At 73.6% G+C, this 13,511-nt stretch carries 13 protein-coding genes; 12 read left to right on the top strand and 1 reads right to left on the bottom strand.

The annotated features are described in order from the left end of the window. Window positions 1–9: 9 nt before the first annotated feature. Genes ACWERV_RS33610 through ACWERV_RS33620 form a run of 3 tightly spaced genes read left to right on the top strand, consistent with a single transcriptional unit; the run spans window position 10 to window position 4,156 of the window. A complete protein-coding gene (locus tag ACWERV_RS33610) occupies window positions 10–966 on the top strand; it encodes a carbohydrate ABC transporter permease (RefSeq protein ID WP_452940376.1) in 957 nt (318 codons plus the stop codon). Next, a complete protein-coding gene (locus tag ACWERV_RS33615) occupies window positions 966–1,784 on the top strand; it encodes a carbohydrate ABC transporter permease (RefSeq protein ID WP_452940378.1) in 819 nt (272 codons plus the stop codon). Before ACWERV_RS33610 ends, ACWERV_RS33615 begins: the two co-directional genes overlap by 1 nt. Further along, complete coding sequence (locus tag ACWERV_RS33620) at window positions 1,781–4,156, top strand: beta-xylosidase/alpha-l-arabinosidase (RefSeq protein WP_452940380.1); 2,376 nt, start codon at window positions 1,781–1,783, stop codon at window positions 4,154–4,156. Before ACWERV_RS33615 ends, ACWERV_RS33620 begins: the two co-directional genes overlap by 4 nt. Before the next feature lie 183 nt (window positions 4,157–4,339). On the opposite strand, the gene ACWERV_RS33625 is transcribed toward ACWERV_RS33620, so the two are convergent. Then, window positions 4,340–6,172 carry an FAD-dependent monooxygenase gene (locus ACWERV_RS33625; protein WP_452940382.1) on the bottom strand — a complete coding sequence of 611 codons (1,833 nt, stop codon included), beginning with the start codon at window positions 6,170–6,172 and terminating at the stop codon, window positions 4,340–4,342. A 343-nt stretch (window positions 6,173–6,515) separates the two neighbouring features. Here ACWERV_RS33625 and ACWERV_RS33630 point away from each other — a divergent pair, with 343 nt between their 5' ends. From ACWERV_RS33630 to ACWERV_RS33670, 9 genes are all read left to right on the top strand, one after another. Next, window positions 6,516–7,643, top strand: coding sequence for a SchA/CurD-like domain-containing protein (locus ACWERV_RS33630; RefSeq protein WP_398188429.1), 1,128 nt, complete (start codon window positions 6,516–6,518; stop codon window positions 7,641–7,643). A 106-nt stretch (window positions 7,644–7,749) separates the two neighbouring features. Further along, window positions 7,750–8,211, top strand: a complete 462-nt coding sequence (locus ACWERV_RS33635; RefSeq protein ID WP_452940384.1) for a cupin domain-containing protein — start codon at window positions 7,750–7,752, stop codon at window positions 8,209–8,211. Next, the gene (locus ACWERV_RS33640; protein ID WP_452940386.1) at window positions 8,208–9,473 is read left to right on the top strand and encodes a beta-ketoacyl-[acyl-carrier-protein] synthase family protein; all 1,266 of its coding nucleotides are present in this window, start codon (window positions 8,208–8,210) and stop codon (window positions 9,471–9,473) included. The genes ACWERV_RS33635 and ACWERV_RS33640 overlap by 4 nt, the downstream gene beginning before the upstream one ends. Further along, complete coding sequence (locus ACWERV_RS33645; RefSeq protein ID WP_452940388.1) at window positions 9,470–10,732, top strand: beta-ketoacyl synthase N-terminal-like domain-containing protein; 1,263 nt, start codon at window positions 9,470–9,472, stop codon at window positions 10,730–10,732. The genes ACWERV_RS33640 and ACWERV_RS33645 overlap by 4 nt, the downstream gene beginning before the upstream one ends. Before the next feature lie 56 nt (window positions 10,733–10,788). Then, the gene (locus tag ACWERV_RS33650; RefSeq protein ID WP_452940390.1) at window positions 10,789–11,046 is read left to right on the top strand and encodes an acyl carrier protein; all 258 of its coding nucleotides are present in this window, start codon (window positions 10,789–10,791) and stop codon (window positions 11,044–11,046) included. Between the two features lie 3 nt (window positions 11,047–11,049). Further along, the gene (locus ACWERV_RS33655; RefSeq protein WP_452940392.1) at window positions 11,050–11,520 is read left to right on the top strand and encodes an SRPBCC family protein; all 471 of its coding nucleotides are present in this window, start codon (window positions 11,050–11,052) and stop codon (window positions 11,518–11,520) included. A 78-nt stretch (window positions 11,521–11,598) separates the two neighbouring features. Further along, window positions 11,599–11,934 (top strand): TcmI family type II polyketide cyclase, encoded by a 336-nt coding sequence (locus ACWERV_RS33660; protein ID WP_452940394.1) that lies wholly within the window; start codon window positions 11,599–11,601, stop codon window positions 11,932–11,934. Window positions 11,935–12,151: 217 nt separating this feature from the next. Continuing rightward, entirely contained in the window at window positions 12,152–12,553 is a 402-nt protein-coding gene (locus ACWERV_RS33665) for a hypothetical protein (RefSeq protein WP_398188411.1), read from the top strand. A 176-nt stretch (window positions 12,554–12,729) separates the two neighbouring features. Further along, window positions 12,730–13,440 carry a class F sortase gene (locus tag ACWERV_RS33670; protein WP_398188408.1) on the top strand — a complete coding sequence of 237 codons (711 nt, stop codon included), beginning with the start codon at window positions 12,730–12,732 and terminating at the stop codon, window positions 13,438–13,440. The last annotated feature ends 71 nt before the right edge of the window (window positions 13,441–13,511 follow it).

Genomic DNA, 13,511 nt, shown 5'->3' on the forward strand with positions numbered 1-13,511 from the left:
GATCCAGAAATGACCACCACTGATTCACCCAGGGTGGGGAAGCGCCGGCCCGTACTCCGGGCCGGCGCCGGCCGGCCGGGCCGCAAGTCCGGCGCCTCCGTGGCCCGCCCAGGCTTTGCCTGGGCGGCGCCCGCCACTCTGTTCTTTCTGCTGTTCGCCGTCCTGCCGCTGATCATGGTCGCGGTGCTGTCCTTCACCGACTGGGACGGCATCAGCTCGCTGTCCTTCACCGGCGTGGACAACTGGAAGACGCTGTTCCACGACCACGTCATGCTGCAGAGCATCTGGCTCACGCTGGTGGTCACCGTGCTCGGCGTCGTCGTCCAGACCCCGCTGAGCATCCTGCTCGGTGTGTGGGCGGCAGGGAAGCAGCGCAACCGAGCGGTCCTGTCCGCGATCTACTTCATCCCGCTGCTGCTGTCGGCGACGGCGATCTCGATCCTGTGGCGCGCCCTGCTCGACCCGAACTTCGGCATCCCGTCCCAGGCCAAGTGGCTGTTCGGCGACGGCAACCTGTTCGGCCACCAGGGCACGTCCATCGGTGTGCTGATCTTCGTCGGCGCGTGGCAGTACACGCCGTTCCACACCCTGATCTACCAGGGCGCGGCGCGCGGCATCCCGCCGGTGCTCTACCAGGCCGCGGCGATCGACGGCGCCGGACGCTTCCGGCAGTTCTGGTCCATCACGCTGCCGCAGCTGCGCACCACCATGGTCACCTCGATGATCCTCATGGTGGTGGGCGGCATGACCGTGTTCGACACCGTGCTGATCCTGACCCAGGGCGGCCCCGGTACCGACACCACGACCACCCCGTACTACTCGTACGTGCAGGCGTTCAAGAACTTCGACTTCGGTTACGGCTCGGCCATCGCGATGGTCCTGGTCGTGATCGCCACGATCATCTCGCTCGTCATCGTCAAGTTCTCCGGTTACGACAAGATGCGCAGCTCGACGGAGGGACTGTGATGAAGCGCCGTCCCAATTACCTCGCCGGTTTCGGCTCGCTCATCTGGCTCGTCCTGATCGGCCTGCCGCTGTACGTGATGCTCGCCGCCACCTTGCAGAGCCGTTCGGACTACTCGTCCAACGGCCCGCTGTCGTGGCCGAAGCACTTCACGCTGTCGAACTACACCCAGGACTTCTCCAACGGCTTCGGGCACTTCTTCCTGAACACCATCCTGGTCACGGCGGCCGTGGTGCTGATCGTGCTGCTGGTGATCCCGCCGCTGTCGTACGCGATCGTGCGCAGCCAGGGCAGGACCACCACCGGCGTCTTCCGGCTGTTCCTGCTGGGCCTCGCGATCCCGTCGCAGGCGGTCATCGTGCCGATGTTCTACGTCATCAGCAAGGCCGGTCTGTACGACAACCTCATCGGTGTCATCCTGCCGACCGCGGCGTTCTCGCTGCCGGTCTGCGCGCTGGTCCTCACCGGTGTGATGCGGGAGATCAACTCCGAGCTGTACGAGGCCATGGCCATGGACGGCGCCTCGCCGACCCGGACGTTCTTCCAGCTGGTGGTGCCGCTGTCCAAGAGCGGTCTGTCCACGATCGTGGTCTTCTCCGCGCTCCAGGCGTGGAACGGCTTCCTGTTCCCGCTCGTGCTGACGCAGTCCGACTCGTCCAAGGTCATCACCCTGGGCCTGTTCAACTTCCAGACCGAGCACGGCATCGACGTCCCGGGCCTGCTGGCCGCGGTCGTGCTGTCGATGCTGCCCATCTTCATCGTCTACCTGTTCGCCCGCCGTGCCCTGGTCCAGGGACTCATGGGCGTCGGAGGAAAGTGACCGGCACCGTGGCCGAAGAGAACAAGTCCGCTACTCCCCCCTGGAGGGACACCTCCCTCGCCCCGGAGACCCGGGCCGACGCGCTGATCGCGGCGATGACCGTGCAGGAGAAGGTCGCGCAGCTGTTCGGGATCTGGGTGGGTGCGTCCGACGAGGGCGGCGAGGTCGCCCCGTACCAGCACGAGATGGAGGAACCGGTCACCCTTGAGAGCCTGCTGCCGCAGGGTCTCGGCCAGCTGACCAGGTCGTACGGAACCGCGCCGGTCGACCCGGCGCTCGGCGCGCTGTCGCTGCTGCGCACGCAGCGGAGCATCGCCGCGGCGAACCGTTTCGGCATCCCGGCCGTCGCGCACGAGGAGTGCCTGGCCGGCTTCGCGACCTGGGGCGCGACCGCCTACCCCGTACCGCTGTCGTGGGGCGCCAGCTTCAACCCGGAGCTGGTCCGCTCGATGGCGGCCCGGATCGGGCAGGACATGCGCTCCGTCGGCGTGCACCAGGGCCTGGCCCCGGTGCTCGACGTGGTGCGCGACGCCCGCTGGGGCCGGGTCGAGGAGACGATCGGCGAGGACCCGTATCTCATCGGCACGGTGGCCACCGCCTACGTCCAGGGCCTGGAGTCCACCGGCATCGTGGCGACGCTCAAGCACTTCGTCGGCTACTCGGCCTCGCGCGCCGGGCGCAACCTCGCGCCGGTCAGCATGGGCACCCGGGAGCGCGCCGACGTTATGCTGGCGCCGTTCGAGATGGCGATCCGAGAGAGCGGCGTCCGCTCGGTCATGCACGCCTACACCGACATCGACGGTGTGCCCGCGGCCGCCGACGCCGACCTGCTGACCGGGCTGCTCCGCGACACGTGGGGCTTCACCGGCACGGTCGTCGCGGACTACTTCGGCATCGCCTTTCTCCAGCTGCTGCACGGTGTGGCCGGCAACCTCGGCGAGGCGGCCGGTGCCGCCCTCAACGCCGGTGTGGACGTCGAGCTGCCCACCGTCAAGGCGTTCGGCGAGCCGCTGCTCAAGGCCATCGCCGACGGCCAGGTGCCCGAGGCGCACATCGACCGCGCCCTGCGCCGCGTGCTGGTCCAGAAGGTCGAGCTCGGCCTGCTGGACCCGGACTGGGACCCCGTGCCCGCCGCACTGGCCGGCGTGGACACCGCCGACACCGCCGCGCTGCGCGGCGCGGTGGACCTCGACTCGGCGGAGAACCGGGCGATCGCCCGCGAGATCGCCGAGCAGGCCGTGGTGCTGCTGCGCAACGAGAACGGCACGCTGCCGCTCGCCCGCCCCGCGAAGATCGCGGTCATCGGCCCCAACGCCGAGGTCCCGACCGCGGTGCTGGGCTGCTACTCCTTCCCGGTGCACGTCGGCAGCCAGCACCCCGAGGTGCCGGTCGGCATCGAGCTGCCCACCCTGCGCGAGGCGCTGGCAGAGGAGTTCCCGGACAGCGAGATCGTCACGGCGCGCGGCTCGGACATCGACACCGACGACACCAGCGGCTTCGCCGAGGCGGCGCGGCTGGCCGCCGAGGCGGACATCGTTGTCCTCGCGCTCGGCGACCGTGCCGGGCTCTTCGGCCGCGGCACCAGCGGCGAGGGCTGCGACAGCGAGTCGCTCACCCTCCCCGGTGTGCAGCAGCAGCTGCTCGACACGCTCCTCGACGCCGGCACCCCGGTCGTCGTCACCATGCTCGCGGGCCGGCCGTACGTGCTGGGCCGCGCGGTGGACGAGGCCGCGGCGATCGTGCAGACGTTCTTCCCCGGCGAGGAGGGCACGCGGGCGGTCGCCGGTGTGCTGTCCGGCCGTGTCGCGCCGTCCGGCAAGCTGCCGGTGAGCATCCCGCGCAGCCCCGGGACCCAGCCGTCCACGTACCTGGTGGCCAAGCTCTCGCACGCCAGCGAGTCGTCCAACATCGACCCGACCGCCGCCTACGGCTTCGGTCACGGTCTGACGTACACCAGCTTCCAGTGGGGCGACCTGGAGGTGCCGGAGCTGGAGACCGGTACCGACGGGGAGATCGGCCTGTCCTTCACCGTCCGCAACACCGGTGAGCGCGCGGGCACCGAGATCGTGCAGCTCTACCTGCACGACCCGGTCGCCTCCGTGGTCCAGCCGGTGCAGCGGCTGATCGGCTACCGCCGGGTCGACCTGGAGCCGGGGCAGTCCGCCCGGGTCGAGGTCACGGTGCCCGCCGACCTGGCGTCCTTCACCGGGCGCGACGGCCGCCGTGTCGTGGAGCCCGGCGAGCTGGAGCTGCGGCTCGGCGCGTCCTCCACGGACCAGCGGCTGACGGTGGTCGCGACCCTCACGGGCCAGGTCCGCGAGGTCGACCACACCCGCAGGCTGCACGCCGCCTTCCGCACGACGGCGGCCTGACGGTCTGACGGCCTTACCCCGAAGCGGCTGCAGCCGCCGGCTCCCACCGGCGGCCGCAGCCGCTTCGCCGTGTCCCGGGACCGCCACCGCCCGGGAAATCACGCGACCGCCCACAGCGCGCGGACGATCGCGCGAAGCACCGCACGGGGCAGCCCCCGGCGCCGGGACCCGCGGCCCGCGGCCCTAGGCCAGCCGCAGGACCTCCCGCAGCGCCGCGGCGAGTTCCCCCTCCGGGTCCGCGGAGGCGGCGGGCGCGCGCCAGGCCACGAAGCCGTCGGGGCGGACGAGCACCGCGCCGTCCGCGGCGACGGTGTGGGCCGCGGCCCAGTCCGCGTCCGGCTCGGTGAGCAGGTCGGCGGCGGGGTCGGCGCCGACGCGGTAGCGGTCCAGCGGCACCCCGAGGGTGCGAGCGGCCCGTTCGGCGGCGGCGTGCCACCCGGCGCCGGACGCGGCGCCGCTGAGCAGCACCGGCACCTTCTCGTACAGGTCGAGCGTGGACAGCCGCTCGCCGCCGCGGGTGACCCACAGGTGCGGGGCGCGGGTGCCCGGGTCGCCGGTCCACAGGCGCGGGCCCTTGCCGCCGGGGCCCGCGGGGGCCTGCGGTGCGGGGCGGCCGGTGGCGGCCTGGCCGTACGGCGGCAGGACCGGGCCGCCGGGGGGCGCCTGCTCGCCGGGGCGGGCGGGGGTGTGCGGGACGACGGGCCCGCCGGTGTCGCCGGGGCCCGCGGGCGGGGCGGGCCGCGCGGGGGGCTGCGGGACGACCGGGCGGTCCGGGTCCACACCGACGACCGCGCCGGCCGGGTAGCGGTAGCCGAGCGCCACGGTGAGCACGCCGCTCTGCCGGTTGCCGGCCGCGGGCAGCGCGTCGTAGCCGGGGTGGCTGTGCTCGGCGGAGCGCTCCGAGGCGCGGGCGCTGGTGGCGACGGCGACCGGCCGCCGCTCCTGGCCGTAGGTCTCCAGCAGGCCGGGCCCGGCCCAGCCGCCGAGCACCGCGGCGAGTTTCCAGGCCAGGTTGTGGGCGTCCTGGATACCGGTGTTGGAGCCGAACGCGCCGGTCGGTGACATCTCGTGGGCCGCGTCGCCGGCCAGCAGCACCCTGCCCTGCCCGTAGCTCTCGGCCACGCGTTCGGCGGCGTGCCAGGGGGCCTTGCCGGTGATCTCGATCTCCAGGCCGGGCACGCCGACGGCGGTGCGGATGTGCGCGGCGCACCGCTCGTCGGTGAAGGCGTCCAGCGGCTCGCCGTCCTCGGGGTGCCAGGGCAGGTGGAAGACCCACTGGTCCTGGTTGTCGACGGGCAGCAGCGCGCCGTCCGCGTCGGGGTTGGTGAGGTAGCAGGCGATGAAGTGCCGGTCGCCGACGACCTCGGCGAGGCGCTTGGCGGTGAAGGTGACGCTGACGTTGTGGAACAGCTCGCCCGCGCCGGTCTGCCCGATGCCCAGCGCGTGCCGCACGGGGCTGCGCGGCCCGTCGGCGGCGACGAGGTAGTCGGCGCGCACGGTGCGGGTGGTGCCGCTCTCGCGGTCCAGGATCTCCGCGGTCACCCCGTCCGCGTCCTGGGTGAAGGACGTCAGCTCGGTGCCGAAGCGGATGTCGCCGCCCAGCTCGGTGGCCTGCCGCAGCAGTACCGGTTCCAGGTCGTTCTGGCTGCACAGGCACCAGCCCGAGGGGCTGAGCGCGGCCAGGCCGCCGCCGGGGTCGATCTCCCGGAAGAGCCAGCGCTGGTTGTCGCCGGTGAGCGATTCGGCCTGGAGGATGCCGTGGTTGCGGGCGAGCACGGAGGCGGCCTCACGGATCGCCGGCTCGACGCCCGCGGTCCGGTAGATCTCCATGGTCCGCACGTTGTTGCCGCGGCCGCGCGGGTGGTGCGAGGTCGCCGCGTGCTTCTCCACGAGCAGGTGGCGCACGCCGAGCCGGCCGAGGAAGAGGGAGGCGGACAGCCCCACCAGGGACCCGCCGATGACGAGGACCGGTACGTGCTCGGTGCGGTCGGGGCGGTCGGTGGACGTCGGTTGCATCTGTTGCTCCTGCCTTACGGGCGCGGGGCGCGGCGGCGGTGCGCCGCCGGTGCTGCCGGTGCTGCCGGGACCTGCGCCGGGGTGCGGCGCGGCCCAGGGGCCCGGCACGCCGTCGTCCGGTCCCGCCTCTCTCCTTGCCCGGTCGGCGGCCCGCGGGGTTGCGGCGGCCGCGCATTCGCCCGCATGGACCGCAGATCTCGCGGCGTTGGCGGCATCGACGCACGATCGGAAAACCAGGGGACGGCGGATCGGCAGTCGGACACGGCCGCGCGGCAGCCCACCCGCGACAAGCCCGTACGCGAGACCCGCCGCCGACCGGCGGCGCCGTAAGGAGAAGTGGAAGATGACGACCCTGTCCGGAGAGCCGGGAACGGCGGGCACCGCCGTCGCCGCGCGCGACACCGAGCCCGCGACGCTGCGCGTGGTGCTGATGCTGGACGTCAGGAAGGGCGCGCAGCAGGCCTTCCTGGACGCGTACCAGCTGCTGCGCGACCAGGTCGCGTCGGTGCCCGGCCATGTCAGCGACCAGCTGTGCCAGTCCATCGAGGACCCGTCGCAGTGGCTCATCACCAGCGAGTGGGAGAGCGCCGCGCCCTTCCTGGCCTGGGTGGAGAGCGCCGAGCACCGCGAGATGGTCAAGCCCATGCACGACTGTGTCAACGACACCCGGTCGCTGCGCTACGAGGTGCTGCGCGAGACGTCGGCGGCCGGGCACACCGGCAGCCGCGCGCCGCGGCCGGAGCGGGCGGGCGACGGCCGGATCCGGCACGCGATCACCTTCACCGTCCGGCCCGGCAGCGAGGAGGTCGTCGCGAAGCTGCTGAGCGAGTACGCCTCGCCGTCGGCCCGGGTCGACTCGGCGACCCGGCTGTGCCGGACGTCGCTGTTCATGCAGGGCAACCGGGTGGTGCGGGCGGTCGAGGTGCGCGGCAGCCTGTCCGCGGCGCTGCGGCACGTCGCGCAGCAGCCCGAGGTGCGGGCGGTCGAGGAGGCCATCAACCCGTACCTGGAGGAGGAGCGCGATCTGACCTCCCCCGAGTCGGCGCGCGCCTTCTTCGGCCGGGCGGCGCTCCCCGCGGTGCACGAGGCCGTGGCCGAGGCGGAGCGCGGCGGCCCGGTGCAGCGGTACGCGCTGCAGTACCCGGTGCGCGGCGGCGGTGGCGCCGCGGCGGCCCGGGTGCTGGCCCGGTCCGACGAGCTGGCGGCGGCCGACCCGACCGGTCCGCTGGTGCGCAGCACGGTCTTCCAGCGCGACGACGTGGTCGTGCGGGTCGTCGACCTGGCGGCCCCGGCCGAGGCGGACCTGGCGCTGACCACCGGCACCGCGGACCGCGACCTGGCCGCCGAGCTGGCCCGGCAGCTGGAACTGCCCGGCGCCGCCCGTGACCTCGGGACGGACCAGGGGCGCGCGGCGCTGCTCGCCCACTGCCGAATGACCCTGCTCACCGACCGCCACTCGCAGGACGTGTGACGGCCGGCCGCACGGCCCGGCAGTCCCGCTGCACCGCACCACCGCAGGCGACACGGCCGCGGATCCCCCGCGGCCGGCCGCTGTGACACCACTGGAGGCACCCGTCATGACCGCTCAGCCCCACCGGATCGTGCACGTCGACGACGTCGAGCCCAACCGGCGCCGTGGCGGTGATCTGCGCGCCATGCTCACCCCGACCCTCTGCGGATCGACGAGCGGCTTCATGGGCGTCGCGATCATGCAGCGCGGCGAGCACATCGCCGAGCACTACCACCCCTACTCCGAGGAGTTCGTCCTCGTCGTCGAGGGCGAGCTGGAGGTCGATCTGGACGGCACGGCGTACGCGCTCGCGCCCGACCACGGCCTGCTGATCCCCAAGGACGTGCGGCACCGCTTCCGCAACGTCGGCACCGGCACGGCCCGGATGGTCTTCCACCTGGGCCCGCTCGCGCCGCGTCCGGAGCTGGGCCACGTCGACACCGAGGACGCCGCGGGCAACCCGCTGCCCGCCGCCGGTGCCATGGCCGGCGCCGGGCGGCCGCCGGAGGCGGCGGGAGCGGTCAAATGACCAGGCGGGTCGCGGTCACCGGTATCGGGGTGGTCGCGCCGGGCGGGATCGGCGTACCGGCCTTCTGGGACCTGCTGTCGTCCGGGCGGACGGCGACCCGGCGGATCTCACGGTTCGACGCCACGGGCTTCCGCTCCCGAATAGCCGCCGAGTGCGACTTCGACCCGGCCGGTGTCGGCCTCGACCCGGTACGGCTGGCCCGCGCCGACCGCTACGTGCAGTTCGCGATGGCCGCGGCGGACGAGGCGCTGCACGACGCGGGGATGGACCCGCAGGCCGAGGACCCCTGGCGGATCGCGGTGTCGCTGGGCACCGCGGTGGGCGGCACGACCCGCCTGGAGCACGACTACGCCCTGGTGAGCGCGGGCGGTGACCGCTGGGACGTGGACCCGGCGAAGGCCGAGGCGCATCTGCACCGGGCCTTCACCCCGGCCGCCCTGAGCGCGGAGGTCGCCGAGCAGATCGGCGCGCACGGCCCGGTCCAGACGGTCTCCACCGGCTGCACCTCGGGCCTGGACGCGGTCGGCTACGCCTTCCGGACCATCGAGGAGGGGCGCGCCGACATCTGCATAGCCGGCGCGTCGGACTCGCCGATCTCGCCGATCACGGTGGCCTGCTTCGACGCCATCAAGGCGACCTCGCCGAACAACGACGACCCGGCGCACGCCTCACGGCCGTTCGACGCCGACCGGGACGGCTTCGTCCTCGGCGAGGGCGGCGCGGTGCTGGTGCTGGAGGAGCTGGAGCACGCGCGGGCCCGCGGCGCGCACGTCTACTGCGAGGTCACCGGCTACGCCACCTTCGGCAACGCCCACCACATGACGGGGCTGACCCGCGAGGGCCTGGAGATGTCGCGGGCCATCGACCACGCGCTCGCGCACGGCAGGACCGACCGCACCGCCGTGGACTACGTCAACGCGCACGGCTCGGGCACCAAGCAGAACGACCGGCACGAGACGGCCGCGGTCAAGCGCTCGCTGGGCGAGCACGCCCGCAAGACCCCGATGAGCTCGATCAAGTCGATGGTCGGGCACTCCCTCGGCGCGATCGGCGCGATCGAACTGGCCGCCTGCGCACTGGCGATGGAGCACGGCGTGGTGCCGCCGACCGCCAACTACGAGACCCCGGACCCCGAGTGCGACCTCGACTACGTGCCGAAGGAAGCGCGCGAGCGGCGGCTGCGGACGGTGCTGTCCGTCGGCAGCGGCTTCGGCGGCTTCCAGTCCGCCGTGGTCCTCAACCGGGAGGAGGCGAACCGATGACCGGCACGACCACGGGAAGGACCGCCGCGCGGCGCCGTACGGTGATCACCGGGCTGGGCGTCGTCGCCCCCACCGGAGTGGGCGCCGACGCGTACTGGAAGGCGGCCAAGGAGGGCGTGAGCGCGCTCGGCCCGGTCACCCGGGAAGGCTGCGAGGCACTGCCGCTGGCCGTCGCGGGCGAGGTGCCGGGCTTTGACCCGTCCTCGCTCGTCGAGGAGCGCTACCTGGTGCAGACCGACCGTTTCAGCCACTTCGCGATGGCCGCCGCCGACATGGCCCTGCGCGACGCGGCTCTGGACGCGGCGGGCGCCGGGGAGTACGGCATCGGCGTGGTGACCGCGGCCGGTTCCGGCGGCGGCGAGTTCGGCCAGCGCGAACTCCAGCAACTGTGGGGCCGCGGGCCGCGCTTCGTCGGCCCGTACCAGTCGATCGCCTGGTTCTACGCGGCGAGCACCGGCCAGATATCCATCCGCGGCGGTTTCAAGGGCCCCTGCGGGGTGGTCGCGAGCGACGAGGCGGGCGGGCTCGACGCCTTCGCGCTCGCCGCGCGCGGCATCCGCGGCGGCACCGACGCCATCGTGGTCGGCGCGACCGAGGCGCCGCTCGCGCCGTACTCGGTCGTGTGCCAGCTGGGCTACCCGGAGCTGAGCCGCGCGACCGACCCGCAGCAGGCCTATCTGCCCTTCACCGACCGGGCGTGCGGCTTCGTCCCCGCCGAGGGCGGCGCGATGTTCGTCGCCGAGGAGGAGGACGCGGCCCGCGCCCGCGGCGTCACCGCACGGGCGGTGATCGCCGGGCACGCCGCGACCTTCACCGGCTCCGCGGACTGGGCCGCCTCCCGCGAGGGCCTGGCGCACGCGATCCGCGGCGCGCTGGCCGAGGCGGACGCGGCGCCCGAGGAGATCGACGTGGTATTCGCGGACGCGCTCGGCGTGCCCGCCGCCGACCACGCCGAGGCCCTGGCGCTGGCCGACGTGCTGGGCCCGCACGCGGCCCGCGTGCCGGTCACCGCCCCCAAGACCGGTACCGGGCGCGCCTTCTGCGGCGCCGCGGCACTGGACGTGGCCTGCGCGGTGCTGGCCATGGAGCACGCGGTCGTGCCGCCCACCCCCCACGTCACCGACGTGACGGGCGGGCTCGACCTGGTCACCGGCCACGCCCGGCCCGCCGACCTGCGCACCGCGCTGGTGCTCAGCCGCGGCCTGCTCGGCTCCAACTCGGCGCTCGTGCTGCGGCACGGCGCGGACGCCCGGCTGTGACCGCCGCCCCCACTCCCCCGGTCCCCGACCGGAACCCCTCACGCAAGGAGCCGCTCATGCACACCGTGATCACCTACCCGGAACTGGCCGCGCTGATGGAGCGCCGGGCCGGCATCGTCGTCGACCCGGCCGACCTGGAGCTCCAGTCCGACACCCCGTTCGCCGACTTCGGCCTCGACTCGCTGGGCCTGCTCGGCATCGTGGGCGCGCTGGAGAACGAGCACGGCGCGACCATCCCGGCCGACGCCGACGCCTGCCGCACGCCGCGCGAGCTGCTGGACGTCGTCAACGACGTGCTGAAGGCGAGGGCATGAGCCATGGCCGCACACACCGAGAACGAGATCGTCATCGGCGCCCCGCTGGACCTCGTCTGGGACATGACGAACGACCTGGAGCGCTGGCCGCAGCTGTTCAGCGAGTACGCGTCCGTGGAGGTTCTGGAGCGCGAGGGCCGTAGGACCACCTTCCGGCTCACGATGCACCCGGACGAGAACGGCACGGTGTGGAGCTGGGTGTCCGAGCGCGAGCCGGTGCCCGAGACCCGTACCGTGACCGCCCGCCGGGTGGAGACCGGGCCGTTCGACTTCATGGAGATCTTCTGGAGCTACCACGAGGTCCCCGGCGGCACCCGGATGCGCTGGGTGCAGGACTTCGCCATGAAGCCGGACGCGCCGGTGGACGACGCCGGGATGACCGCCCGGATCAACGCCAACTCGGTGGTCCAGCTCGAACTCATCAGGGACACCATCGAGAAGCGCGCCCGCGAGGACGTCCCGGTCGCCAACTGACGCCGCGCCCCGGGCGGTCAGCCCGCCCGGGGCGTGAACCCCCCGCGCCCCGCCATGCCCAGGAAAGGACGTACCGCCGTGCACCGCGCCCTGATCGTCGCCCGGATGGCCCCCGGCTCCGCGGACGACATCGCCGAGGTCTTCCGCACCTCCGACCGCGGCGACCTGCCGCGGCTCATCGGGGTGAGCAGCCGCAGCCTGTTCCAGTTCGGCGACCTCTACTTCCATCTGATCGAGGCGGACGGCCCGCCCGGAGCCAAGGTGGCCGAGCACGCCTCGCACCCCGACTTCCAGGACATCAGCCGCCGGCTGTCCTCCCACGTCAGCGCGTACGACCCGGAGACCTGGCGGTCCCCGAAGGACGCGATGGCGCGGGAGTTCTACCGCTGGGACCGCGACCGCGCGGCGGTCTGACGTCCCGGCGGCCGACGGGACCGGGCCGCGCGCAGGGCCCCGTTCCGTCGTCCGGACGGCCCAATTCGCCACCCGGAGGGCGCAAGGACCACCCCCTTGCAGCTCTCTCCGGTGGCGCGTGGGGTGCGTGGGGCTGACGGTGAACACGTCGCACCTGCGATTCGCTTCGGCCGACCGCCTGTCGGCCGGCGCAGACGCGGCGGAAGGAACACCTCACATGCGCACTGCCCGCACCCTCTTCGCCGGAGCTGCACTCACCGCAGTCCTCGCCATCGCCGCCCCGGCCGCCCACGCGACGGGTGCCGTCAACGCGTACGACCCGAGCAGCCACGGTTCGTCGCACTCCACCACCCACGACAACTCCCAGTCGACGACGGAGAACAGCAGCGACTCCGCCGCGACGGGCTCGGACAACGCCACCTCGGACGACGCCGCCCAGCAGGGCGACGCCGGTTCGTGGCACGGCAAGCACCCGCACGGCGGCGTGCACACCGGCGGCGGCGGCATGGCGCTGTCCGGTGGCGGCATGGCGGCCGGTTCGGTGCTGCTGCTCGGCGGCCTCGGCGCCGGTGCGGTCGCGCTGCGCCGCCGTCGCACCCCGGTCGGCGGCCTGGTCTGAACCGCCCTCCGGTGAACGGCTGATCACCGGCTGAACACTCCTCAGCTGTCTCCTGCCGTGGCCACCGTCGCTCCCCGCGGCGGTGGCCACGGCATATCCGGCTCCGCCGCCGGAAGCCCACGCTCGCGAGCCGCGGCACGGCCCGGCGAGAAAGGCCCGAGGAAAGGCACCGCCCCATGGACCAGCAGTACCCGCCGCCGCCCGCGGGCGCGGCGGACGCCCCGCCGCCCCGCACGCGCTCGCGCATGCTGCGCTGGGCGCTCGCCTCGGCGGCGATCGGCGCCCTGATGATCTACAACTCGGTCGACTCCGCGGGCCGCGGCCTGCCTGCCCCGCCCGCCTCCGCCGCGGCGCCGCCCAGCGCCACCACGAGCGGCCAGAGCGCCATCGCGCCCGTGCCGACGGTCACCGTGCCGCCGCTGCCGGGGTCCGCCCCCACCCGGCTGGTCGTCAAGGGCATCGGGGTCGACGCCCCGTTCACCACCTTGCACCTGGACTCCTCGGGCAATCTCGCCGCGCCACCGGCCGGGGACAAGAACCTCGTCGGGTGGTACGCCGACGGGCCCAGTCCGGGCGAGCGCGGTCCGGCGATCGTGGCGGGGCACGTCGACACCAAGACCGGTCCCGCGGTCTTCCTGATGCTGCGCCTGGTCAAGCCGGGCGACCCGGTGGAGATCACCCGGGCGGACAAGACGGTGGCGGTCTTCACCGTCGACTCCGTCGAGCAGTTCTCCAAGGGCGACTTCCCCGACCAGCGGGTCTACGGCGACACCCCCGACCCCCAATTGCGCCTGATCACCTGCGGCGGCTCCTACGACCGCAGCAAGCGCGACTACACCGACAACGTCGTGGTCTTCGCGCACCTCACGTCGTCCCGCACGGCCTGACCACCCCCGCACGGCGGCGGCCGGCCCGGGTGGTGGCGATCCTGGACGCCGACAAGGAGGGCTTCCTGCGG

It is taken from the genome of Streptomyces sp. NPDC004031 (genome assembly GCF_053604375.1).